Below are 23,070 nucleotides of genomic sequence, written 5' to 3' on the forward strand. Positions count from 1 at the left end.
CTCCAGACTCACTTGTAATGTTGTAAAAGTGAGTCTGGAGACTCACACCCACCCCCGGCACTGGATAGATTCCGGCGCCAGAATTTAATATTATAATTATACATTTACTCCATCAGCACTACCTCTAGTCTACCTTTTTTACCGGCATAATCCCGGGCACTGCTGTAATACCACTGGCTCTTCCACAAAGCCAGCCTTTACCGGATTCTGATGCAGGTACTCCAGCCGTTGCTCCATTAGTTCATTGTCATTTAACTCTACCTGGTGTCCTCCTGGCTGCCAGAACTGGTATTCTCCGTGGCTTGCGCTCTTTTCAGCGGCCTTTTTAAACATCCAGAGCAGCCAGTTTTTTCTACTTTCTCTTGGATTGCTTTTGATGGCCTCCACCAGGAAACGAGCAGTATATTTCTTTAGGTCCCGCATCACATTCGGCAAACTTGGGGCAGAACAGATTAAATGAACATGATTCGTCATGATGCACTAGGCATAAAGTGTCAGCTCTTTCTCACGCTGACAATAGCTCAAGCTGTCACAGAACAATTCGCAGTAATCGCGTCGGGTAAACACATCTGCCCACTCCACTATTGTTAATGTGATGAAGTAGATGCCTTCCGGATGGTATACTTTATATTTGGTGCTCATATAACTAAACACGCAGCAACAGGTTAACTGTTCTGACAATTATATTACCTTCACCCCACCATGAAATTAAAATACATACTCATTGCCCTTTCTGCCGTTCTCGTTATCTGGTTCATCTACGACTCCTTCTCACAACCAGGTCCGCAGGATTTAGCGGGAGATTTTAAGGAAGTGGCGATGTACCGGAATGAAAACAACACAGGTCCCATTGTTAGGATATATGCGGTGACGGTGGCAGATACGCTGTGGGAGGAGATGCAGACGTACGGCGAGTTCATGCCACATACCAAGTACGGCAACACCAAAGTATACTTCTTCCTGAAGGACAGTCCGGCTCCGGAGGAAGTGTTTCCCGGCGAACCGAATTTTGCACAACAGTATCAGGAATATAATGTAGCAGTATATGAAAAGGATGCCATGAGCCAGGCATCATTTAGGAAGCACCCCTTCGGGAGGTAAAACTAAACAATGTTACCCACGTTTTATGATATTATCCTGCTGAGTGGCTTGATAAATTCATCAGCTTTTAACTTCTAGCCTCTCCTAGAAGCAGTAGGGAGAGCACTTATTTGAGTATAAAAGCTTCGTACCCGTTAAACATCAAACTATGAAAAAAAACAGAATTTCAATTATAGCAGCACTGTTCTTTAGTAGTTCCTTCCTTTTAGCCTCCTGTGGTGGCGAACCTGCCGGAGAGCATTTACCACCCGAAACAACACAGGGAGACTATCTGGGAAATGATGATTTAGAAGACACTACAGCAGATACACTCACAGACACCACCATAACAGACACGACACAGTTTGTACAATAAAATAAGCCAGGGAGATAAAGGTGCTGCTGTCAGCAAACAGCACTCCCTGAGGCAGCATACATGTTTTTAGTGTACAGCAACATTTTTGGTAATGCGTCATCAAATTTGCATTATGTTTAACTTTCGTACTGTGCCTGAACCGGTTGAGTTAGACAAGCATGTGGCGCGTATTCTATGAGGGTACTTATCCGTCTGATTATATACAAGGAAGAGATGCTACTGGTATTAATCCTTTCTGTAGAACTGCTCCTACCTTCCCGACCGATTTCAAGTAACGTGACTCTTCTCCTTTCCGTTTATACGGGTCCTAGTTATAGAGACACTAATATACCTGCTGTTATAGTTGTTCAGGACCTATAGTATTTTGATTTCTCCCCACCAACTAAAATTTTGTCTCTCTCCATTCTTCTTCCGTAAGAACACAATGCCAACAATATGAAATAAAATGAAGTCAGTCTTTCTCAGCACCACCTTTAAATCACTCCTCTTTCTCTTATTTTCCTTCATCTATACATTACTGCCACTGCAGGCGCAGGAATTCTACAGGCCAGCCGAGCAGCTGGGCGAGCTGTTTGAGCAGGTACAGCTACAAAGTGTGTTTCCTGATTCTAAAACCTTTCCGGATGCCACCCCACTTGCTCCGCCTGATGAGATTTTACAGGCGTACCGGCAACAGAAAGATCAGCCAGGCTTTGACTTGCAGGCTTTTGTAATGAATAATTTTGAGATGCCACCGCAGCCTGCCGCTGACTTCAGGTCGGACACCAGCCTGACCGTTATACAACACATCGAGCAACTGTGGCCTGTGCTAACGCGGCAGCCCGGAACTGACGCAGGTTCACTTATTCCGTTGCCTAATGCCTATGTAGTGCCGGGTGGCCGCTTTCGAGAGATATATTACTGGGACAGCTTCTTTACCATGCTTGGCCTGCAAGCTAGCGGTGAAACGCAGCTCATCCAGAACATGGTAGACAACTTTACGCACCTTATCAACACAACGGGCCATATTCCGAACGGCAACCGCACCTATTACCTTAGCCGCTCACAGCCGCCTTTCTATGCACTCATGCTGCGTGTGCTGGCACAACAAAAAGGCAAAGAGGTTTTGACTAACTATGCGCCCGCCCTGAAGAAAGAATATGATTTCTGGATGGAAGGTGCCAACACATTGAGTGCGGCTAATCCTGCGCATCGCCGGGTGGTGCGCCTACCGGATGGCAGCATCCTGAACCGATACTGGGACGATAACCCTAAGCCAAGGCCAGAGTCGTACCTCGAAGACGTGCACCTGGCGCAGGAGTCCGGCCGAAACCCGGAAGAACTGTACCGCCACATCAGGGCTGCGGCTGAATCAGGCTGGGACTTCAGCAGCCGCTGGTTTTCAGACGCCAATAACCTGGGGACCATCCATACCACTGATATCATTCCTGTAGACCTGAACGCGCTGCTCTTTCATATCGAAATGACACTGGCGCAGATGGCAGAAATGCAGGGAAATAAAGCCGAGGCAAAGCGTTACGAACAGAGAGCCAAAGAACGCCAAAAGGCGCTGCTGAAGTATACCTGGAATGAGGACGATGACTTTTTCTACGATTATGATTTTGTGAAAGGCACTACCACCAACATCCCCACCTTGGCAGCAGTGTTCCCTCTGTACTTCTGCATGGCTAAGAAGAACCAAGCTACATCCGTGGCACAGAAAATAGAGGCTGACTTCCTGAAGCCCGGCGGTGTAGTGACCACCTTAAATCGCACCGGGCAGCAATGGGACTCTCCTAACGGATGGGCACCGCTGCAGTGGATGACTATACAGGCACTCCGCAACTACAAACACAATCGGCTTGCTGACACTATTGCCCGCAACTGGACGAGGCGTAACATGGAGGTGTTTCAGCAGACGGGGAAACTGGTAGAAAAATATAATGTCGAGGATATGTCTTTAGAAGCTGGCGGTGGCGAATATCCTAACCAAGACGGCTTCGGCTGGACCAACGGCGTACTGCTCAAGCTGCTTACGCTGCACCCAGAATTACTGCAAATTACCGAACAAGAGGCTGCGCTGCAGCGGTAATAAGCAAAAATTTAGACACTTGGCACTACGTTTGCAAATGCATCGTTTGAAGAACAAATTGTGCATGTATGATCAACTTTAGACACATAACAGCGGCAGCCTTACTTTTGGCAGGCAGTTTTACAGCCTTTGCACAAGGTGAAAAAGCAAACTGGTACTTCGGGAAAGGCGCTGGCATCACCTTTACTCAGGATACAGTGACAGCTGTGACACATAGCCGCATATTTACAGAAGAAGGAAGTGCGTCTTTGTCTGATAAAGACGGAAACCTGCTCCTCTATACCAACGGTATCACGGTCTGGAACCGCAACCACCGCGTAATGCCAAACGGCAATGGCCTGATGGGTGGCAAATCCTCTACGCAATCGGCTCTTATCTTACCTAAACCAGGCAACGAGAATACCTACTACATTTTTACCACTGATATACAGGCACAATCGAATGGCCTGCGCTATAGTGTGATAGATATGACCAAGCAGGAAGGCAACGGAGACATTATCTCCAGAAACAATTTTATGATAGCCCCGGCCACGGAAAAACTCACGGCTGTCCGCCACAGCAACAACCGCGACTGGTGGGTGATTGCCCATCGCTGGAACAGCAACGGGTATATGGCTTTCCTGGTTTCAGCGGATGGTGTGAGCGTGAAACCTGTCCTGAGTAATGTAGGAACTGTGCACGGCGGCCCGAATAGTAAAGCCATCGGCTACCTGGTTCCTTCTCCGGATGGCACAAAACTGGCAGCTGCACTCTGGGATGCCACCAGTAATTTCGAATTACTGGACTTTGACCGCAGCACAGGGGAAATTTCTAATCCACATCTCCTGAAAGGGTATGAGGAGGCCTATGGCGTACTATTTTCCCCGGATGGCAGTAAGTTATACGCCACTGCAAATGGCAAGGGCGGTGGCAAGGCACAGGTTATTCAGTTTGATTTATCTGCCGGAGATGCAGACGCCATAGCTGAATCAGCGGTGGTAGTGGGTACTTCAGCCAGTCCCAGAATCGGTGCGCTTCAAATAGGGCCTGATGGGAAAATATATGTAGCCCGCAGAGACAACGCTTATCTTGGCGTGATCAGCAACCCTAATGCAAAAGCTGAGGCGGGCATGTATACGGATGATGGATTTCATCTTGCTGGCCGCAAGAGTGATTTAGGCCTGCCAAACTTTCCGCAAGGGCTTTAGGCAGCTATCAGAAAAACATAAGATTTTGCTACATAAGAGAAGCCAGCCTGTAGGTCGGCTTCTCTTAACTTTTTTAGGGCATAGTAAAAGTGGGCAAATAGCACAATAGTTTTAAATTTGTAGAAGACACTCTATTCTTAAACCTAAAATCTGGACACTCTTGGCCAAGCGATTTAGTGCAGAAAAGTATGTAGCAGGCATTTTAGCTGGTGACAGGGTAATGCTGAGCCGCGCCATTACGCTTGTAGAAAGCAGACTGCATTCCGACCAGGAACTGGCGCAGGAGGTTATCAACCAAGTGCTTCCGCATGCGGGTAGTTCCGTACGCATAGGTATAACAGGCGTGCCGGGTGTAGGGAAAAGCACTTTTATAGAAGCCTTTGGTATATACCTGATTCAGCAGCAAAATAAGAAGCTGGCCGTACTGGCCATCGACCCCACCAGCCAACGCTCCGGTGGCAGCATACTAGGGGATAAAACTCGTATGGATACGCTGGCAACTAATCCGCAGGCATTCATACGGCCCTCTCCCGCTGGAAAATCCTTGGGGGGTGTTACCAGAAGTACCCGCGAATCAATCATTCTCTGCGAGGCAGCCGGCTTCGATACGATTTTTGTTGAAACGGTGGGTGTTGGCCAGTCAGAGACGGCGGTGCATGCCATGGTGGACTTTTTCCTGCTGCTGATGCTGGCCGGCGCCGGCGACGAATTGCAGGGCATCAAGCGCGGCATCATGGAAATGGCCGACGCCATCGCTATCACCAAGGCAGATGGCAGCAATAAAGACAAAGCCAAAATGGCCCGTGCCGAATACCAGAACGCCCTGCACCTCTACCCGAAGGCAGCCTCTGGCTGGTTGCCACAGGTCAGCACCTGCTCTGCACTGCAGCAAACCGGCCTCGACACTATCTGGCAAACCATATCCGATTACCTGCAACTCACGCACAGCAACGGGTTTTTTGAACAAAAGCGCCACAGCCAGAACTTGCAGTGGATGTACGAAGCCATTCGGCAAGGTCTGGAGGAGCATTTTTATATGCATCAGCAGGTAAAAGCGCAGCTGCCTGGTATAGCGGCGCAGGTAAAGGAAGGGCAGAAATCTGCCTTTGCAGCCGCTTCGGAGTTGTTGGGGTTGGTGTAAGTATCATTACCGGGTCAAACCACTTCTACCCCTCCTTGTCCAAGGATGGGAGCTTGGATAAGCTGCGTTTTAAAGAAAAATACATACCGCAAGTTTTCAACTTGTGGTTACCAAGAGGCCTGATTGTAACTGGCACTTTTCGTGCCATACGTTTTCACCCTTTCGATAAATAAATGCTGAAAGCTTGAAGCAGGCAACCTCGTCCCACATAAAAAAACCGCCTGCCACAAATGTAGCAGGCGGCTTCTCTTAAATCTATATCAACGGCTACTTGGCGTAGCTGATGGCACGCATCTCGCGGATAACTGTGATTTTGATTTGTCCGGGATACTGCATCTCTTTCTCGATTTTCTGAGAAATATCGTAGGAGATTTGGGATGCTTTTTCATCTGATACATTGTCAGCATCTACCATTACGCGCAGTTCACGGCCGGCTTGGATGGCGTAGCATTGGTTTACACCCTCAAACGAAACAGCTGTTTCTTCCAGCTCTTTCAGGCGCTTGATGTAAGACTCCATAATCTCGCGACGGGCACCTGGTCTAGAACCGGAGATAGCATCGCAGGCCTGTACCAGCGGAGATACCATGGCGGTCATCTCTACCTCATCGTGGTGGGCTCCAATGGCGTTGCAAACATCCGGATGTTCTTTGTATTGCTTGGCCATTTCCATGCCGATAATAGCGTGCGGCAATTCCGGCTCATCCGGTGTTACCTTACCAATATCGTGCAGCAGACCGGCGCGTTTCGCGTGCTTTACGTTCAAGCCAAGTTCGGCCGCCATTGTGGCGCAAAGGTTGGCAACCTCACGTGAGTGCTGGAGCAGGTTCTGGCCATAAGAGGAACGGAAACGCATACGGCCGACCATCCTGATTAGCTCAGGGTGCAGCCCATGGATGCCTAAATCAATGGCGGTACGCTCCCCAATCTCTACTATCTCCTCTTCAATGTTTTTGCGTGTCTTAGCTACCACCTCCTCAATGCGGGCCGGGTGAATACGGCCATCTGCTACCAGGCGGTGCAACGACAGACGGGCAATTTCTCGGCGAACCGGGTCAAAGCCAGAGATAATAATAGCCTCAGGCGTGTCATCTACGATGATTTCAACACCGGTGGCAGCCTCTAAAGCACGTATGTTACGGCCTTCGCGGCCGATGATTTTACCTTTGATGTCGTCGCTCTCTATGTTGAACACCGACACGCAGTTTTCAATGGCATGCTCGGCAGCAGTACGCTGAATGGTTTCAATAACGATCTTCTTGGCTTCTTTCGTAGCTGTCAGCTTAGCCTGGGCCACAATGTCTTTTACATGAGAGGAAGCCTGCGTCTGTGCTTCACTCTTCAGCGCCTCTACCAATTGCTCCCGTGCTTCAGATGCAGTAAGACCTGCTATTTTCTCCAGCTGGCCTACAATCTCGTTGTGCTTCGCCTCTACCTCTTCCTTGCGCTTTTTAAGCTGCTCCAGCTGCGTGTTTACCTGCTCTTTCTCTTTGTCGAGCTGGGCATTCATTTGCGCTCTTTCCTTGTCCAGCTGAGCCGCTACTACTTCCCGCTCTTTTTCAAGTTCTGTCTCCAGGCGCTTTGTCTGCTCCAATTGCTTGGTGGCTTGCTGCTCGCGCTGCTTTACCTTGTTCTCGTTCTGGATGATGATGTTCTTTTTCTTGTTCATCTCCTCATCGAACTCAGACTTCAGCTTCAGGTATTTCTCCTTGGCTTCTAAAATACGGTCTTTCTTAAGGCTTTCAGCATTCAACTCCGCCTCACGTATGATGCTCTTCGCCTTCTGGCGTGCATCTTCTTCCTGCTGCTTGTAAACCTTCTGCAGCATGGCGCGCCCAATGAACACGCCCACTGCGAGCGCGACAACGGCAGTTAATAAAATATAAAGGATATCGGGCATAACTATTAAGCTTTTATAGTGAATAAAAACATATAGCAGTGCCTGCAAAGAGACAGGGTATAACTTATAGCCCTAACGAAAAACAAAAGCGGCAGCCCGGGATGGCCAGGTTGCTTATTTCACATTTACTGATGATAAGAGTTCTTCCAGAATGTTGAGTTTTTGTCCAATTTCTGTACCGTGGGAGTCTTTGTCCTCCTCCAGTTTCACCTTGTCCACCATCGTTTCGAAGGCAACCAGGGCGAGCAGATCCTGCTTGTCTTGCAAGCCGAACTGATCCTTGAAAAAGCGCAGGCGCTCGTTCAGAATCTTTCCAACAACTCTAATTCTTTCTTCTTCCTCTTCCTTTACCCGCATCGGATACTCGCGTTCCGCGATGCGAATTTTTATAGCTAATTCTCCCATCCGTTGCGTTTTAAGGGTTGTGCTTTCTCAGGTGCTTTCATAGCGTTGGGCCCTGTTGGCCCATTACATGCTGGTGCTCAGTCCTGTAGATAAGCGATACACTTATCAATTTCTCTGATATATTCGTTCAGCTTGAGCTTTAACTCTGTCGAATTTGCAGGATTTCCTGCTATCGTATTTACAATTTTAACAATATTCTCCTGATTTTGAAAATTTTTTATTTGTTGTTCCTTCTCATCGACCAAACCTTCCAGGAATTTAATTTCCTCCTGAGCACTGTTTAGCTTCTGCTGCACGTCGGTGTAGCGGGCGACAAGTTTGCGCAACTTATCCTCAATATGCTGAAGTTGTTGTATCTGCTTTTCCTTTGGCATAACGCTATTTGCGAATTAAAGCTCCCAACTGTTTCTCAAATTGTTGCATCAGGCGATTCATCGTGGAGTCGATCACCTTATCGGTCAGGGTTTGCTGTTTGTCCAGCAACGTGAAGCTGATAGCGTAGGCTTTCTTGCCTGGAGCTATCTTGTCGCCCTCATACACGTCGAACACATTCACGTCCTGCAGCAGCTTGCGCTCTGTCCGGAAGGCAATGTGCCTGATCTGGTCGAAGGTAACGTTTTTATCGAGTACGAGCGACAGGTCGCGGCGCACTTCCGGGAATTTAGGCAGCTCTTCGGCCACCAGGTTGTCTTTGTACTTCTTCAGGAGGTAGTCCCAGTTCAGCTCCGCAAACCACACCTGCTCCTTCACTTCCATGAAGCGGCTCACACCCGCATCCAGCAGACCAAGTTCGGCAATCACAACACCATTTTTCAGGTACGCAACGCCCTGCCGCATATAGCTGTTCGGCTGTAGTGGCTGCACCTCAAAATCACCGGCATTCAGTTTGCGTAGCACGTTCTGCACTACTCCTGCCAGGTCATGAAAAGAGGATTTACTGCTCTGCTGCTGCCAGCTTTCAGCGGTTACGTTACCGGCCATGTAAAGGGCCAACTTGCGGCTCTCTTTGGTGCTGCCGTCCTCCAACTGCTCGTATACCTTGCCCAGTTCAAACAGCTTCAGGTCGCGCTGGCGGCGGTTGATGTTGCGCCGCAGCACCTCCAACCCAGAGAACACCATGCTCTTGCGCAGCACGTCCAGGTCTTCGGAGTTATAGTTCACGACCCGCACCAGCCCCGCTACCTCTGCCTCACCGGCAGGCTGATAGTAGTTGGAATTGGTAATGGAGTTGGTGATGATTTCATGGAAGCCGTTATCCGCAATATAGCTTAAAATGGCTTCTGTTACGTTCTCGGCATAGGGCTTCGGAAACTTGGCCAGGTAAGTTGTCGCCAAATCTTCTGACATCTCGATGTTGTTGAAGCCGTAGATGCGCAGGATTTCTTCCACCACATCGGCCTCACGCGTAACATCTACCTTGAACGGAGGCACTGAAAACTGAATAAATTCTTCTGTTTCGCCTGTCACCTCCACTCCTAAGTCAGTCATGATGGTTTTGATACGCTCTGCCCCCACATGCTGCCCGATCAAGGTATGCGCACGCTCTATGCTGAGCGTAATAATTTTGTTCTCAATCGGTGCAGGGTATACATCCACAATTTCAGAAGACACCTCGCCACCTGCTACTTCCTGCATCAGAAGCGCCGCGCGCTTCAGGGCATGCAGCACCATATTCGGGTCGGTGCCACGCTCGAAGCGGAAAGAGGCATCGGTTTTCAGGCTGTGGTTCATACCGGTGCGGCGCACCCAATCCGGGGAGAAGTAAGCGCTCTCAATAAAGATGCTGGTAGTTTCGTCTGACACGCCGGACTCCTCGCCTCCGAATACACCGCCAATCGCCATAGGACCTTCAGTGTCGCATATCATCAGGTCTGTTGCCTGCAGCTTGCGCTCCACGCCATCCAGTGTTTTAAAGTTGGTGCCCTCGGCTACTGTCTTCATGATAATTTTATCGCCTTTTATTTTATCTGCATCAAAGGCATGCAGCGGCTGGCCCAGTTCGTGCAGCACATAGTTGGTCACATCCACCACATTGTTTATCGGCGACAAACCGATAGCACGCAAACGCTTCTGCATCCACTCCGGCGACGGCCCCACGGTTATACCAGACATTGTTACACCGGCATAACGTGGACAAGCCTCTGAGTTCTCCACCTCCACTTCAACAGGCCGTGATGTGTTGTCTACTTTGAAGTCTTCTACAGAGGGCAATACTGCTTTAGCGTCTGTCAGCGCCTGCAGGTCGCGGGCCACGCCGTAGTGCGAAGCCGCATCGGCACGGTTCGGCGTCAGGCCTATTTCAAATACTTTATCAGAACCCAAGCCGAAGAATCCGGCGGCTGGTGTACCGTTCGGCAAATCCGTATCCAGCACCATAATACCGGCATGTGAAGTACCAATACCTATTTCATCCTCGGCACAAATCATACCCTCTGAAGCGGCACCGCGTATCTTGGACTTCTTGATTTTGAAGGGCTCACCACCTGTTGGGTATAAAGTACTGTTGATAGTAGCCACCACCACGCGCTGCCCAATTGCTACGTTGGGTGCGCCGCACACAATCTGGCTTGGTGTGCCGTTGCCGATGTTCACGGTTGTGATGCGCAGGCGGTCCGCATCCGGGTGCGGTTCGCAGGTCAGCACCTCGCCCAGCACAATGCCTTCCAGGCCTCCCTGTACCAAGTCAAATGTTTCGATACCCTCTACCTCCAGGCCTGCGCCTGTCAGCAAAGCACCTACTTCTTCCGCATCTTTATCTATATGAATCAGTTGTTTCAGCCAGTCGAATGAAATCAGCATGTTGTTTCTCTTTTTAAAATCAGCCTCCGCACCGGAAGCCTGTGTTCTCCAAAATTAAGGATATTTTCTAGATGTTAGATGCTGGACGTTAGATGTTAGATTGAAGTAAGGACATTTATACAATTATGCAGCCCGTGCTTTATCAGGATATCTAGTATCTAACATCTAAAACTAATCTGCTCCCTCATACGTCTTCTCCCCTGCCGGAATGGCTATGTCGAGGCGGTTATCTTTTGGCGGCACGGGGCATACATAGTCGGGGTTATAGGCACAGAAAGGGCTGTAGGCGCGGTTAAAGTCCAGCACCACCGTTTTTGCATCTTCCTCGAAAGGGATATCCAGGTAGCGCCCGCCGCCATAGGTATCGTAGCCGTTGGTTCTATCGGTGAAGGGCACAAACAGTTGCTCCTCCTCGTCTGCCGTCCTGTTCGCTTTTTTATACAGCGTCAGACGCTGCGGCTGGCCCTCCAGTTCAAATGAGGCAGTGGCATAGCGTACGTAAGCTTCGTTGCTGCCGTCGGTCATGGGCATGAGCAGGGTGTCCTGCTGCGGCAGTTGCGCTACCTCCGCTTTTATACGGTAGTCCGGGTCCGGCTTGTAATACACCAGATTCTTAAAATTGCGGCGGTCTTCATCTTTAAAAGGGCTGTTGGTGCGGCTCCGGAAAGTCAGGTCTTTGTCGGTTCGCTCCTGCTGCAGCGGCTTTATATAATTATCTTCGTTAAAGAAGGTTTCCTGCACGAAGTAGAAGAGCACCAATGCGATGCCCGCAAATATGACTAGCCTTAGTGGTCGTTTCATAAGGTTCAATAGCTATTTTATGCAAAGGTCGGAAATTTTTGGAGAGGGTGTTGGGGAAAATGATAAAGGCAATCACTTTCTACTAAGGAGCAACACTGCTTTGATGCAGTGTGAAGATGTATAAAAAAAGACTGGTACAAAATAATTCCGTAAATTAAAGTATGGAAAACTTACTAAACAGAATAACACTTAATCCTGAGATTTGTCATGGAAAACCGACCATCAGAAATAAAAGATATACAGTTGACCTGGTTCTCGACCTGTTGACTTCAGGCATGACAGAAGCTGAAATACTTTCAGATTATCCTGCATTAGAAAAAGAGGACATTTATGCTTGTCTGGCATATGCAGCAAAACTAACCAGGACAAAATCTTATACCAAGACTGCATGAAGTTTCTGGTAGACGCCCAACTGCCATCAAAGCTGTGTGAGATTCTCGAATCGGCAGGATTTCATTCTATTCATGTAGATTCCTTACCAACTGGAGACGAGACTCCTGACAGGGTTATTTGCGCTTATGCAGATAAAGAGGATTTAATTGTAGTTACAAAAGACTCTGATTTTTATCACTCCCACATGATTCTAGGCCAGCCAAAAAGACTATTCCTGATCACAACAGGTAACATCAGGAATAGAAGGCTTTTTGATTTAATAAGAAACAATGCTTTGACAGTTAAGATCCTATTTGAAACGTGTAACTATCTGGAGATGTCTAATGACGGCATAATAGGACATGAAGCGTAGTAAAACATTAAAATAAATGCAGTTTACCTGCCTTAGGTATTTATCAGTTATCAGCGCTATCATCAAATCTGTACCTTTGCCCTCAACTAAGCTCCCTTTATAAATAATGAAAGACTTCAAGAAATATTACATCATACCTGCATCTCCGGAAGAAGTATACTTGGCCCTGACGCACCCGCTTACCATACAGGCCTGGACAGGGGACAAAGCAGACATGTCGGCAGAGCCCGGGTCTGAGTTTTCACTTTGGGACGGCAGCATTGTGGGCAAGAACCTGGAGTTTGAAGAGGGAAAGAAAATCGTGCAGCAGTGGTACTTTGGAGAGCAAGAGGAAGACTCTATCGTCACCATCAAACTGCACCCGCACAAAAACGGCACCTCTGCAGAACTCAGGCACACCAACATTCCGGACCAAGATTTTGAGGATATAGTAGAAGGTTGGAATAACAGCTACTTCGGTGCCCTGATAGAGTTTTACGAGGACGAAATGTAAGAAAGCATTGTGGCTTAATACTTGTGTCCCTTTACTTAAAAGACATCCTATCAACATGAAAAACTTAATCTTAGCAGCGCTTGCACTCCTGCTCATGCCCCCCTTTGTGCAGGCTTACGCTGATAAACTACCTGAAACAGAACAACCTGGCAAGCCCATGCAGGAAGGAATAAAAGTAGAAGTACGCAAAGAAAACGGAGGATACCAGCTTTACAGAGGGGGTGCCCCTTATTATATTAAGGGTGCAGGCGGTAGCCAGTATCTGGAGCAACTGGCGGCGTATGGCGGCAACTCTATCCGTACCTGGAGCACCGACAATGCGCAGGAGATACTGGACGAGGCGCACAAACATGGCTTAACCGTAACAATGGGTCTTGAAGTGAGCCGCGAGCGCCACGGTTTCGACTATGGCGACCCCCAGGCCGTTGCCCAGCAGCTGGCGGAACTACGGAAAGAGGTTGTCAAGTATAAAGACCACCCCGCCTTGCTGATATGGGGCATTGGCAATGAACTGAACCTAAGCTACACTGATCCGCTGGTTTGGGATGCCGTGAACGACATTGCGAATATGATTCATGAGGTAGACCCAAACCACCCAACCAGCACCATGCTGGCAGGTATAAATAAGATGGAGGTGGATTATATAAAAGAGAAAGTTCCGCAGTTGGATATACTGGCGGTGAATGCCTACGGCGGTTTACCTGATGTGCCAAGGCGCGTGCGCGAATTTGGCTGGGAAGGGCCATACATGGTTACAGAATGGGGACCAACCGGGCATTGGGAAAGCCATCAAACGCCCTGGGGTGCATCGGTAGAGGAAACCAGTAGCCAGAAGGCAGCTGTATACAAAAGCCGCTACGAGGCGTCTATGCAACAGGACAAGGCCCGGAACTTAGGCTCTTATGTATTCCTGTGGGGCCAGAAGCAGGAAAGGACTCCCACCTGGTATGGCCTGTTCACTGAAGACGGCAAAGAGTCGGAAGTAATTGATGTGATGCAGTACCTCTGGACTGGAAGCTGGCCAGAAAACCGCGCGCCGCACCTCAGCACATTTGAGATAGACGGCCAGAAAGCGACAGATAACGTCTATCTGAAACCGAACAAGAATTACAAAGTGACAGCCGCCGTTACCGACCCGGATAACGATAAGCTGACGTACCGTTACGAGCTGTTACACGAAAGCACTGATTTAAAAGAAGGTGGCGACCGCGAAAGCAGGCCCGATGCTATAGAGGGTCGTGTATCTGGAACTACTACAGGAAAGGCAAAGTTAAAAACACCAAAACAGGAAGGTGCTTACCGCCTGTTTGTGTATGTGTATGACGGCAACAACAATGTGGCTACCGCTAACATACCTTTCTATGTGAAGAAATAAGTCCTGAAAAAAGCAGACAAGATAGCAGAGCCTGTAAGAAACGTGTTTTTTACAGGCTCTGGTCTTTTTCAGCAAAGAGAAATTTAACCTCTTGAAACACGACCCGACACCGTCCACACCTACTGGCGGAGCAGGTGCCGCAGCCCATACCCCTATCGTTATTGCTCTAACCATGTACCTGAACTACAACAAGTTACTAAAACAGCTCTCTCCAGGAATTTTCGCCACTGTTGTCATGACGACTTCAGGCTTATTTTACTTAGGTTTTGCCATATATTACTTCATACAGGGTGGCACCGGCTGATGTGTCAGGCAGGTAGAACTACGTGCATTTGGCAGGATTTGATTACAGAACCCATATGGAATAGCAATGTAAGGGATGACGTATCATTTCGTTTTGGTACAGAAACTTAATTCTACTAATCGTATTATAAAAATAAATATTTTAAGTTAATTTGATTCTGCAAGCACAACCTAAGTGTCAAATCCTCGGTTTGTAAGCCTGTATAAAACCTGTAATAAGATGCAGCAAGACGTAAAGCAACTGGAAGAGCTGATAGAGCAAATTGATGCCCTGCACGAAGAGGCAGTGGCGTTGGAACAAAAATTTACACCAGCAGTTGAGTTGGTGCACCCGGAGTTCCGGAAGAGTGCCCAGAACCTGCTGCACTACCTGTCGTTGCGCAAGCATGACATGCGCAACCTGCAGGAGAACCTGTCGCAGCTAGGCCTATCGTCGTTAGGGCGTGCAGAGGGGCATGTACTGGCCAGTTTGCAGGCGGTACGGAACCAGCTCTGCCTCCTCTCTGCCTGCGCACCTGCAGAAAAGGAACTCGCGGTTTCTTTTTTTGAAAACAGTGTGCTGCTGGAGGCACACACAGAGGCACTGTTGGGCCCAAAACCTGAAAAGCGAAATACCCGCATTATGGTAACACTTCCCGGCGAGGCGGCCGAAGACTATGACTTGCTGCTCCGCCTGATAAAAGCTGGTATGAATTGCGCCCGCATTAACTGCGCCCACGACAACGAAAAGGTGTGGCTCCGGATGGTAAAGCTTATTCATCAGGCCGAAGAAGAAACAGGCGTCAAATGCAAAATCCTGATGGACCTGATGGGGCCGAAACTGCGCACTGGCCCATTAAAAGAGGGCCCAAAACTAATAACCATTCGCCCTGCCCAAAACAATTTGGGGCAAACCACGGAGGCGGCCAATGTCTGGCTTGCGCCACCGGATGCACCTCCACCTGTGAACATGGATGCCTGGCTACCTGTAAAGGCCGAGTGGGTAGCGCAACTACGGGAGAACGATACTATCCTCTTTACCGATACCCGTAGCCGCAAACGCTCCTTTTCTGTACTGAAGAAGGAAGCCAATGGCGTTATAGCACACCTTTTCAAAAGCTCCTACATCACCACAGGTATGAAACTGCGCATCAAAAACAAAGCCGTGGCAGAGCGAACAACCGAGGTTGGCGAATTACCTCCCACTTTTGCGCCCATTATCCTAAAAAAGGATAACCTGCTGGTGCTTACACGGGAATTGATACCCGGTGAGCCGGCGCTATACGACGATCAGGGCCATGTGGTGAAGCCGGCACATATCTCCTGCACCCTGCCTGAGGTGTTTAAACAGGTAAAAGAAGGACAACCCATTCTTTTTGACGACGGCAAAATAGAGGGAAAAATCATGGAGGTCAGCAAGGACTCGATTGTGGTGAAAATTACCTATGCCAGCCCCACCGGCAGCAAACTGCGCGACGACAAAGGCATTAACCTGCCCGAAAGCAAGATACGGCTCAAAGGCATGACGGAAAAAGACAAGCATGACCTGAAGTTTGTAGCCAGGCACGCCGATATCGTTAACTTCTCTTTCGTGAACTATGTGGAAGATGTGGAGGCGCTGCACCACGAGCTAAACGAGTTGAAGGCAGATAATGTGAGCGTGATGCTGAAAATAGAAACAAAGGAGGGATTCCGGAACCTGCCCCACCTGCTGCTTGCCTGCATGAAGCGCTACCCGGCAGGCATTATGATAGCCCGCGGCGACCTGGCAGTGGAATGTGGCTTCCTGCGGCTGGCTGAAGTGCAGGAAGAGATTCTGTGGCTTTGCGAAGCGGCACATATGCCGGTGGTGTGGGCAACGCAGGTCTTGGAAACACTTGCCAAGAAAGGTCGCCCCTCCAGGGCAGAGATAACGGATGCCGCCATGGCCCAACGTGCCGACTGCGTGATGCTGAACAAGGGGCCGTATGTGGTACAAGCCGTCGAAATGTTGCACGACATTATGGTACGCATGCAGGAGCATCAGCACAAAAAAACATCGATGCTGCGCAGCCTGCAAGTGTCCGATATGGAGGCGCTACAGGAGTAAAGTAGCTGACGCAGTAAGTCTGTCTAGCTACAACGGCAGCTTCATCTAACTGTATTTCAGCAACATACACTGTACTTTCTAAAACATTATACCTATCTTTCTACAAGCAATGATCCTAAACGCTCTGTGTAGAGTATTGCTTGTTGCTGACTTAAAAACATAAATACTATGGAAAACACAAAGAAAATTCTGTTTCTGACAGGTGATTTTGCCGAGGATTATGAAACAATGGTACCCTTTCAGATGTTCCTGATGGTTGGCTACGAGGTGCATGCCGTATGCCCGGGCAAGAAGAAAGGCGAATTTATAAAAACGGCTATCCACGATTTTGAAGGTGACCAGACGTATACTGAAAAGCCGGGCCACAACTTCCAGCTTACCTACTCTTTCGCAGACGTAAATCCTGCTGATTATGAGGGGCTGGTGATTGCCGGTGGCCGTGCCCCGGAATACCTGCGCCTAAACCAGCAGGTGCTCGACCTTGTGAAATACTTTTCCGACAACAACAAACCTTTAGCCGCTGTTTGCCACGCCATCCAGATACTAACAGCTGCCCGTGTGGTAGCAGGTCGCCGATTGACGGCTTACCCCGCTGTTGGCCCTGAAGTAGAGATAGCAGGCGGCACATTTGTATCAGTGGAGGCAACTGAAGCAGTAGTAGATGGTAACCTTGTCACCTCGCCTGCCTGGCCCGGCCATCCGAAATTTATTCGTGCTTTTTTAGACGTGCTGGGCACAAAAATCGAATTAGGGCAACCTGCCACACTGGCATCAGTATAACCTTTTCCATAGATTGATTAAATTTACCACTATCCTTTGTGCTCCGGCAACAGCGAAGAGCACAAAGGATAGTGCTGTTGTTTAAAAAGTTCTGGTATGATGAAAGACAGAATAATCGAAAAGCTGCTTTACAAGATTGCTGCTCTTTTGGTAGTATGCGGCGTATTGGCATGTTTCCTGAACTCTTCCGGAAGTTACTTCGGGCTTCACTTGATTTTGTCAGGACTTATAACAGGCGTCATCGCTATCTTTCTGTACATGAAATACGAAAACGAACTGGAGCAGAAGCGGACAGCAATGAAAGAGAAAAAGTCGCTAAAGAAAAGATAGTATCCTATGAAAGTATGTCACGTCCTCATCTGCTGTCTGCTGCTGGCCTGCAGCCTTACCACACAGGCACAGGGAACAGAACCACAGTTTTTCCCTCCAATAACGCAAAATATATACATAGCTGATGATGTAGCACGACCTTTGGTAATCATAGGTTCACAAGAAACGGCGTATGATGCCTTGATACTTGATCCAGATAAAATTCAGCATCTAAACGTCTATAAGGGAGAAAAGGCATTGGAAAAGTTTGGCGACAAAGGCAAAGAAGGAGTGGTTGTCATGACGCTGAAAAAGGAAATTACGCTGGCAAGGCTGCCGGAAATTTTTGAGCAGTTTCATGTGAGTGAGAAGGGGCAAAAGCTGACTGTTGCCATAGATGGCAAACACGTCTCTGAACCGGAATTGCTGCTGGCCGACCTGCGCCAGATAAAGAAAGTAGAAGTAAAACCGTTTGATGTTACTGCCCCTTCCCGCTGGACGTTCGATGAGAAGTACCTCAACATCGTAACTGTTCAGTAATCAGCGTTCCTGCTATGTACCTGAAGTGTATCCTATACCTGTTGCTGCTTGCCCTGCCGTTATCCGGATATGCTACAAATTACTACATCAGCAGTAGCGGCAGCGATGCAAACAATGGCCTTAGCCTGCTAACCCCCTGGCAAAGCATCAGCAGGCTGAACAGCATCCGTTTCAGTGCCGGCGACTCCATTCTTTTCAAAGGTGGTGCTACTTTTACCGGTAACTTATACTTCCACCAGGGGAACATAGATACATCCGGCACATCCAGCACTCCTATCATCATCACCTCCTGGGGCACAGGGAAAGCCGTGATAGCTGCAGACACCAGCTACGGCCTTTATGCGCACAACATAGGCGGCATTGAGGTGCGCAGCCTTGCCTTCACAGGCAGCGGCTATGCCCAGAACAAGGATCATGGCATTCTCTTCTACAACGACCTCCCCGGTGACGTTAAGCTACAGCATGTTTATATTGATGATGTGGAAGTGCAGGGCTTCATGAAAGCGGGCATATCTATCGGAAGCAACAACGGCAACAGCGGCTTCAGCGATGTAAGGATTACGCGTGCCATTGTACATGATATTGGCTCTGAAGGCATCAACAGCTGGGGCCAATTCAATCAGCAAAAACAGGGCTATTCTCATCAGAACATTTATGTGGGTAATTGCCACGTATACCGGGTGTTTGGCTTGCCCCTTCCGGATAACCACAGCGGCAGCGGCATCGTGATCTCTGATGTTGACACCGCCACCATAGAGCACTGTGTGGTGCACACCAGCGGCATGAACAATCTGCATTGCGGCGGGCCTGTCGGCATTTGGGCCTGGGATGCAAACAAGGTGACTATCCAGTTTAACGAAGTCTATAACATGAGCGCAGGCCGCGGCTGCGACGGCGGCGGCTTCGACCTGGATGGCGGTATTACTAACTCTGTGATGCAGTACAATTACTCCCACGACAATGACGGGCCCGGTTACCTGGTGGCGCAGTTTGAGTGGGCACGCCCTATGGTTAACAATGTAGTGCGCTACAACATATCTGAGAACGACGGCAGAAAAAACAACTATAAAGGAATTACCCTATGGGTTGCAGACAAAAACAACAATGGGGGAAATCAGGACTTACTTGTATATAACAACACCATCTATGCCGACAGGCGATTTGCACCTACCGGCGGTGGCCTCCGTATTATGAGTGCCAACCACCGCAACATCTCATTTCACAACAATATCTTTTACACTGTTAACGGAGCCGCCCTCATAGAAGCCACTGACACCACCAACCAATTGGCGTTTAGCAACAACTTCTTTTACAGCCATAACAGTGAACCTTTGATTCAATGGGGCGATACTGTCTTCACGAGTCTGGTGGCATTTAAAGAAAACTACAAGCTAATGCCTAACGAGGAGGAGATGGTCGTGTTAACAGCAGATCCGGGCCTGAAGGAACCGGGCAACGGTAAAACACTCGGCTACCCACTTGACCTGGCAAAGCTGACAGCTTACCGGCTGGAGCCGCACTCTCCCCTTATAGACAAAGGTGTAAACCTGCAGGATACCTTGCCGGTATCACCTGCAACACATGATTTCTTCAAGAACCCTTTAGCACAGGGAGAGCAGCCGGACATAGGCGCTGCAGAATACACTGAACCTATTATTTACCAATCATTGCTATACTATACCTTAAAAATGGACGGAACAAAACGCTCAAACATTAAACCTGGCCTGCGTGTCAACATCGTCCTGAAGGAGGACCAGCGCTCCGGAGAACTAACAGAAGGCTACGTAGACAAAATTCTCACTAATTCTCCCGCGCATCCGCATGGCATTAAAGTAAGGTTGGAAACCGGCGAAGTAGGAAGAGTGAAGGAGATATTGGAGGAAGAGTGATATTAAGTTAGAGAGTTTAGGAGTTAGAGGGTTTGGGAGTTGTTTTTTTTATTTGCGATGACTTTCTGGTTTTGGTAAGAATAGCCGTTATTTCATCGGCTTCTTGCTTCAAACTTACCAGTAGGTCCGCTTTTACAATCTGAGATTCTTCCAGCATCTCAAGCCAAAAGAGGGACTCATCCGCTTCTTCTACCGCGATACCGATTTTAGCAGTAAACTCCGCCGCAGACCTTGCGCGGCAAGCTGCGCGGTAATTTGCCGCAACGGAAGTTGATGCGCGAAGCAACTGCTTTCCTAGGATTTGCGCATCTGCCTTGTTTGGCAGCGTCTTAAATAGTTTAATCACACGTAGTGCAAACATTTTCGTCCTTTTCTTAAACACCTCTCCAAAAGCGAAATTACTCACTCTCACTTCACTCATAAACTTATATTTTCAACTCTCTAACCCTCTAACTTTTTAACTTCAGAGACTCTCTAACTCCTATATTCTCTAACTCCCAAACTCACAAAATTCCCTCATCTGCGAAGCTGTAGTAGTCGTTGTCGGTGAAAATGATGTGGTCGAGCACGGGGAGGTCGAGGAACTGGCCGGCTTCTTTCATTTTTTTGGTCAGAGAGATATCGGCTGTGCTGGGCTTGATGTTGCCGCTGGGGTGGTTGTGCACTAGGATAATAGAACTAGCCAGCTGTTCTATTGCTTTCTTGAAAATCATTTTCGGGTCTGCCACCGTACCAGCCACACCGCCGGAACTGATGCTTTCCTTCTTCATGACCACATTAGCTCTGTTAAGCAGTATAATCCAAAACTCCTCGTGGGGCAGGTCCAGCAGTTGCGGCTTCATATAGTTGTAGATATCCGTGGAACAGGTGATGCGGGTTTTCGCAGCGGCGGCGGTTTCTTTGCGGCGACGGCCCAGCTCCAATGCGCTGACAATAGCAATGGCCTTGGCTTCTCCTATTCCCTTATGCTTTGTCAGGTCCTTCACTGTCAGCTTGGCCAGTTCGTTCAGGTCGTTGCCTATAGCTGATAGTATGAGCTTTGCCACATCTACCGCCGTCAGCTTCGGCGTGCCGGAGCCTATGAGGATGGCAATAAGCTCCGCATCGCTTAGCGCAGCCTTGCCTTTCATTAAAAGTTTCTCGCGGGGGCGGTCTTCCTCCGCCCATGTTTTGATGTTGAGCGGCTGCTGGTAAGGTGCTATAAAAATGCTTTCGGTTTCTTCCACTTGCGGTATAGATTTTGATAGTCAGGAGATGTCAGTGAAAGAACTTTCTACTAAAATAAGTTCAGCACAGATAGATGTAATTTTAATCCTAATTTGTTTTGATATAAAACCGCAGCGGGTTTCAGCCTGCTAATATGCAGTTTTGCTTTCTATATGAGACGTAGTATGCTTTCAATCGGAATAATAGTATTCCTCCTTTTCGTGATAGACCTTTATGTGTTTCAGGCTATAAAGACTGTGACACAGAACCTGGCTCCCACAACACAGAAGATAATATACTTTTTGCATTGGGCTGTATTTGCTATAACGGCAGGCACTTTCGCCCTTGCCTCTGCCACACGTGGAACACCGCCCGATGCTTTTAAAACATACCTGGCGAGCACACTCTTCATCATTTTTGCCTCTAAGCTGGTGGTGGTGCTGTTCCTGTTTGTAGACGATACTGTGCGCATGGGCAAAATTGCGCTCAACAATGCCAACGGCACAACGGAATTTGACCCTTCGCGCAGCAAGTTCCTGAACCAGATGGGACTTCTGGTGGCAGCCGTTCCTTTCTCAGCCTTCATTTATGGCATGGTGAAAGGGGCTTACGATTACCAGGTGAAGCGTGTGACACTTCGTTTACCAAACCTGCCACAGGCTTTTGATGGCTATATAATGTTGCAGATTTCTGATTTGCACACAGGTAGCTTTAACTCTACGGAACCTTTGAAAGAAGCTGTGAAGCTGATTAACCAGCAGGAGGCCGACCTGGTGTTCTTTACCGGGGACCTCGTAAATAACATGGCGGTGGAGGTGCAGCAACACATAGACACTCTAAAAGAGATAAAGGCAAAGACAGGCGTTTTCTCCGTACTGGGCAACCACGACTACGGCGACTATGTAGCCTGGCCAAGCGCAGAAGCCAAGCGGGAGAACCTGCAGAACCTGATTGACAGCCACGGTAAGATGGGTTGGCAGATTCTCATGAACGAGAACCGCATCATAGAGAAAGACGGGGAAAAGATAGCCGTGTTAGGTGTGGAAAACTGGGGTAACCGCGCAGGCTTCCCGAAATACGGCCGCCTGGAGCAGGCATACAAGGGCACTGAGGATTCTCCGTTCAAAGTGCTTCTTTCGCATGACCCTTCGCATTGGGACGGTGAAATCAACAAAAAGTATGACGACATCGACCTGACACTTGCCGGGCACACGCACGGTATGCAGTTTGGCGTAAACATTCCGGGCTGGAAGTGGAGCCCGGTACAGTATGTGTATGAGCAATGGTCTGGCCTCTACAAAAAAGGCCGACAGCACCTGTACGTCAATACAGGCCTTGGCTTCCTTGGCTATCCGGGTCGTGTCGGCTTTTTACCAGAGATAACCGTTTTTGAGCTGAAGAAAGCTTAACCGGATATTACGCTATAAAACAGCAGCGCCAGCCTTGTAAGCTGGCGCTGCTGTTTTATAGCGTAATGGACTTTCTTATCCACTCACAACAGTCCTGTATACTTTGCCTGCTTTGCTGCACCAGTAACTATTTTCTGCATCATCTAACACGATACCAGCTTCGTCTAAGCAAAGTCCTTAACCAGTTTAGGCCC

The 23,070-nt window shown here is 48.6% G+C and carries 25 protein-coding genes; 16 read left to right on the forward strand and 9 right to left on the reverse strand.

The window, feature by feature from the left end; genetic code table 11:
* Positions 1 to 138: 138 nt before the first annotated feature.
* Both E1919_RS27545 and E1919_RS27550 read right to left on the reverse strand, forming a co-directional pair.
* A complete protein-coding gene (locus E1919_RS27545; RefSeq protein ID WP_237144163.1) occupies positions 139 to 474 on the reverse strand; it encodes a transposase in 336 nt (111 codons plus the stop codon).
* Positions 475 to 480: 6 nt separating this feature from the next.
* The gene (locus tag E1919_RS27550) at positions 481 to 642 is read right to left on the reverse strand and encodes a hypothetical protein (protein WP_237144164.1); all 162 of its coding nucleotides are present in this window, start codon (positions 640 to 642) and stop codon (positions 481 to 483) included.
* A gap of 60 nt (positions 643 to 702) precedes the next feature.
* Here E1919_RS27550 and E1919_RS08305 point away from each other — a divergent pair, with 60 nt between their 5' ends.
* The 5 genes from E1919_RS08305 (at position 703) to meaB (ending at position 5,855) form a co-directional block, all read left to right on the forward strand.
* A complete protein-coding gene (locus tag E1919_RS08305) occupies positions 703 to 1,101 on the forward strand; it encodes a hypothetical protein (RefSeq protein ID WP_162052890.1) in 399 nt (132 codons plus the stop codon).
* Positions 1,102 to 1,249: 148 nt separating this feature from the next.
* Positions 1,250 to 1,456 carry a hypothetical protein gene (locus E1919_RS08310; protein ID WP_162052891.1) on the forward strand — a complete coding sequence of 69 codons (207 nt, stop codon included), beginning with the start codon at positions 1,250 to 1,252 and terminating at the stop codon, positions 1,454 to 1,456.
* 445 nt (positions 1,457 to 1,901) lie between these two features.
* Complete coding sequence (gene treF, locus E1919_RS08315) at positions 1,902 to 3,527, forward strand: alpha,alpha-trehalase TreF (protein WP_162052892.1); 1,626 nt, start codon at positions 1,902 to 1,904, stop codon at positions 3,525 to 3,527.
* 68 nt (positions 3,528 to 3,595) lie between these two features.
* Positions 3,596 to 4,714 carry a YncE family protein gene (locus tag E1919_RS08320; protein WP_162052893.1) on the forward strand — a complete coding sequence of 373 codons (1,119 nt, stop codon included), beginning with the start codon at positions 3,596 to 3,598 and terminating at the stop codon, positions 4,712 to 4,714.
* Between the two features lie 160 nt (positions 4,715 to 4,874).
* Positions 4,875 to 5,855: a methylmalonyl Co-A mutase-associated GTPase MeaB gene (gene meaB, locus E1919_RS08325; RefSeq protein ID WP_162052894.1), complete on the forward strand. Its 981-nt coding sequence runs from the start codon at positions 4,875 to 4,877 to the stop codon at positions 5,853 to 5,855.
* A 267-nt stretch (positions 5,856 to 6,122) separates the two neighbouring features.
* On the opposite strand, the gene rny is transcribed toward meaB, so the two are convergent.
* The 5 genes from rny to E1919_RS08350 all read right to left on the reverse strand — a co-directional run bounded on the left by rny (position 6,123) and on the right by E1919_RS08350 (position 11,759).
* On the reverse strand, positions 6,123 to 7,754 hold the full coding sequence (rny, locus tag E1919_RS08330) for a ribonuclease Y (protein ID WP_162052895.1): 1,632 nt from the start codon (positions 7,752 to 7,754) through the stop codon (positions 6,123 to 6,125).
* Positions 7,755 to 7,868: 114 nt separating this feature from the next.
* Entirely contained in the window at positions 7,869 to 8,159 is a 291-nt protein-coding gene (locus tag E1919_RS08335; RefSeq protein ID WP_162052896.1) for a cell division protein ZapA, read from the reverse strand.
* 77 nt (positions 8,160 to 8,236) lie between these two features.
* Positions 8,237 to 8,533, reverse strand: a complete 297-nt coding sequence (locus E1919_RS08340; protein WP_162052897.1) for a hypothetical protein — start codon at positions 8,531 to 8,533, stop codon at positions 8,237 to 8,239.
* A gap of 4 nt (positions 8,534 to 8,537) precedes the next feature.
* Positions 8,538 to 10,958, reverse strand: coding sequence for a phenylalanine--tRNA ligase subunit beta (gene pheT / locus E1919_RS08345; protein ID WP_162052898.1), 2,421 nt, complete (start codon positions 10,956 to 10,958; stop codon positions 8,538 to 8,540).
* Between the two features lie 171 nt (positions 10,959 to 11,129).
* Positions 11,130 to 11,759 carry a DUF1684 domain-containing protein gene (locus tag E1919_RS08350; protein WP_162052899.1) on the reverse strand — a complete coding sequence of 210 codons (630 nt, stop codon included), beginning with the start codon at positions 11,757 to 11,759 and terminating at the stop codon, positions 11,130 to 11,132.
* Between the two features lie 161 nt (positions 11,760 to 11,920).
* On the opposite strand from E1919_RS08350, the gene E1919_RS08355 reads away from it, so the two are divergent.
* From E1919_RS08355 to E1919_RS08400, 10 genes are all read left to right on the forward strand, one after another.
* The gene (locus E1919_RS08355) at positions 11,921 to 12,151 is read left to right on the forward strand and encodes a DUF433 domain-containing protein (protein WP_162052900.1); all 231 of its coding nucleotides are present in this window, start codon (positions 11,921 to 11,923) and stop codon (positions 12,149 to 12,151) included.
* A complete protein-coding gene (locus tag E1919_RS08360; protein ID WP_162052901.1) occupies positions 12,148 to 12,504 on the forward strand; it encodes a DUF5615 family PIN-like protein in 357 nt (118 codons plus the stop codon). The genes E1919_RS08355 and E1919_RS08360 overlap by 4 nt, the downstream gene beginning before the upstream one ends.
* A gap of 106 nt (positions 12,505 to 12,610) precedes the next feature.
* The gene (locus E1919_RS08365; RefSeq protein WP_162052902.1) at positions 12,611 to 12,997 is read left to right on the forward strand and encodes an SRPBCC domain-containing protein; all 387 of its coding nucleotides are present in this window, start codon (positions 12,611 to 12,613) and stop codon (positions 12,995 to 12,997) included.
* A 55-nt stretch (positions 12,998 to 13,052) separates the two neighbouring features.
* Positions 13,053 to 14,372, forward strand: coding sequence for a glycoside hydrolase family 2 TIM barrel-domain containing protein (locus E1919_RS08370; protein ID WP_162052903.1), 1,320 nt, complete (start codon positions 13,053 to 13,055; stop codon positions 14,370 to 14,372).
* A gap of 91 nt (positions 14,373 to 14,463) precedes the next feature.
* Positions 14,464 to 14,676, forward strand: coding sequence for a hypothetical protein (locus E1919_RS08375; protein WP_162052904.1), 213 nt, complete (start codon positions 14,464 to 14,466; stop codon positions 14,674 to 14,676).
* 219 nt (positions 14,677 to 14,895) lie between these two features.
* The gene (locus E1919_RS08380) at positions 14,896 to 16,743 is read left to right on the forward strand and encodes a pyruvate kinase (protein WP_162052905.1); all 1,848 of its coding nucleotides are present in this window, start codon (positions 14,896 to 14,898) and stop codon (positions 16,741 to 16,743) included.
* Between the two features lie 168 nt (positions 16,744 to 16,911).
* On the forward strand, positions 16,912 to 17,523 hold the full coding sequence (locus E1919_RS08385; protein WP_162052906.1) for a DJ-1/PfpI family protein: 612 nt from the start codon (positions 16,912 to 16,914) through the stop codon (positions 17,521 to 17,523).
* A 96-nt stretch (positions 17,524 to 17,619) separates the two neighbouring features.
* Positions 17,620 to 17,853, forward strand: a complete 234-nt coding sequence (locus E1919_RS08390) for a hypothetical protein (RefSeq protein WP_162052907.1) — start codon at positions 17,620 to 17,622, stop codon at positions 17,851 to 17,853.
* A gap of 6 nt (positions 17,854 to 17,859) precedes the next feature.
* Entirely contained in the window at positions 17,860 to 18,372 is a 513-nt protein-coding gene (locus E1919_RS08395) for a hypothetical protein (RefSeq protein ID WP_162052908.1), read from the forward strand.
* 1,688 nt (positions 18,373 to 20,060) lie between these two features.
* On the forward strand, positions 20,061 to 20,261 hold the full coding sequence (locus tag E1919_RS08400; RefSeq protein ID WP_162052986.1) for a YwbE family protein: 201 nt from the start codon (positions 20,061 to 20,063) through the stop codon (positions 20,259 to 20,261).
* 16 nt (positions 20,262 to 20,277) lie between these two features.
* Here the strand turns inward: E1919_RS08400 and E1919_RS08405 are convergent, their stop codons facing one another.
* Positions 20,278 to 20,682, reverse strand: a complete 405-nt coding sequence (locus E1919_RS08405) for a four helix bundle protein (RefSeq protein WP_162052909.1) — start codon at positions 20,680 to 20,682, stop codon at positions 20,278 to 20,280.
* Positions 20,683 to 20,764: 82 nt separating this feature from the next.
* Complete coding sequence (radC, locus tag E1919_RS08410; protein ID WP_237144166.1) at positions 20,765 to 21,487, reverse strand: RadC family protein; 723 nt, start codon at positions 21,485 to 21,487, stop codon at positions 20,765 to 20,767.
* A 237-nt stretch (positions 21,488 to 21,724) separates the two neighbouring features.
* Here radC and E1919_RS08415 point away from each other — a divergent pair, with 237 nt between their 5' ends.
* Positions 21,725 to 22,876 carry a metallophosphoesterase gene (locus E1919_RS08415; RefSeq protein ID WP_237144168.1) on the forward strand — a complete coding sequence of 384 codons (1,152 nt, stop codon included), beginning with the start codon at positions 21,725 to 21,727 and terminating at the stop codon, positions 22,874 to 22,876.
* The last annotated feature ends 194 nt before the right edge of the window (positions 22,877 to 23,070 follow it).

This window comes from Pontibacter pamirensis (assembly GCF_010015475.1).
In the GTDB taxonomy this organism is placed as follows: domain Bacteria; phylum Bacteroidota; class Bacteroidia; order Cytophagales; family Hymenobacteraceae; genus Pontibacter; species Pontibacter pamirensis.

Excerpts from the sequence above, each read along its gene's own strand:
- treF (WP_162052892.1), top strand. The coding sequence starts at position 1,902 with ATGAAGTCAGTCTTTCTCAGCACCACCTTTAAATCACTCCTCTTTCTC.
- E1919_RS08385 (WP_162052906.1), top strand. The coding sequence starts at position 16,912 with ATGGAAAACACAAAGAAAATTCTGTTTCTGACAGGTGATTTTGCCGAG.
- E1919_RS08370 (WP_162052903.1), top strand. The coding sequence starts at position 13,053 with ATGAAAAACTTAATCTTAGCAGCGCTTGCACTCCTGCTCATGCCCCCC.
- E1919_RS08320 (WP_162052893.1), top strand. The coding sequence starts at position 3,596 with ATGATCAACTTTAGACACATAACAGCGGCAGCCTTACTTTTGGCAGGC.
- E1919_RS08310 (WP_162052891.1), top strand. The coding sequence starts at position 1,250 with ATGAAAAAAAACAGAATTTCAATTATAGCAGCACTGTTCTTTAGTAGT.
- E1919_RS08380 (WP_162052905.1), top strand. The coding sequence starts at position 14,896 with ATGCAGCAAGACGTAAAGCAACTGGAAGAGCTGATAGAGCAAATTGAT.
- pheT (WP_162052898.1), bottom strand. The coding sequence starts at position 10,958 with ATGCTGATTTCATTCGACTGGCTGAAACAACTGATTCATATAGATAAA.
- E1919_RS08365 (WP_162052902.1), top strand. The coding sequence starts at position 12,611 with ATGAAAGACTTCAAGAAATATTACATCATACCTGCATCTCCGGAAGAA.
- E1919_RS08335 (WP_162052896.1), bottom strand. The coding sequence starts at position 8,159 with ATGGGAGAATTAGCTATAAAAATTCGCATCGCGGAACGCGAGTATCCG.
- E1919_RS08360 (WP_162052901.1), top strand. The coding sequence starts at position 12,148 with ATGAAGTTTCTGGTAGACGCCCAACTGCCATCAAAGCTGTGTGAGATT.
- E1919_RS08355 (WP_162052900.1), top strand. The coding sequence starts at position 11,921 with ATGGAAAACTTACTAAACAGAATAACACTTAATCCTGAGATTTGTCAT.
- E1919_RS08350 (WP_162052899.1), bottom strand. The coding sequence starts at position 11,759 with ATGAAACGACCACTAAGGCTAGTCATATTTGCGGGCATCGCATTGGTG.
- E1919_RS08405 (WP_162052909.1), bottom strand. The coding sequence starts at position 20,682 with ATGAGTGAAGTGAGAGTGAGTAATTTCGCTTTTGGAGAGGTGTTTAAG.
- rny (WP_162052895.1), bottom strand. The coding sequence starts at position 7,754 with ATGCCCGATATCCTTTATATTTTATTAACTGCCGTTGTCGCGCTCGCA.
- E1919_RS08390 (WP_162052907.1), top strand. The coding sequence starts at position 17,620 with ATGATGAAAGACAGAATAATCGAAAAGCTGCTTTACAAGATTGCTGCT.
- E1919_RS08400 (WP_162052986.1), top strand. The coding sequence starts at position 20,061 with ATGGACGGAACAAAACGCTCAAACATTAAACCTGGCCTGCGTGTCAAC.
- E1919_RS08305 (WP_162052890.1), top strand. The coding sequence starts at position 703 with ATGAAATTAAAATACATACTCATTGCCCTTTCTGCCGTTCTCGTTATC.
- E1919_RS27550 (WP_237144164.1), bottom strand. The coding sequence starts at position 642 with ATGAGCACCAAATATAAAGTATACCATCCGGAAGGCATCTACTTCATC.
- E1919_RS27545 (WP_237144163.1), bottom strand. The coding sequence starts at position 474 with ATGACGAATCATGTTCATTTAATCTGTTCTGCCCCAAGTTTGCCGAAT.
- E1919_RS08340 (WP_162052897.1), bottom strand. The coding sequence starts at position 8,533 with ATGCCAAAGGAAAAGCAGATACAACAACTTCAGCATATTGAGGATAAG.
- E1919_RS08395 (WP_162052908.1), top strand. The coding sequence starts at position 17,860 with ATGAAAGTATGTCACGTCCTCATCTGCTGTCTGCTGCTGGCCTGCAGC.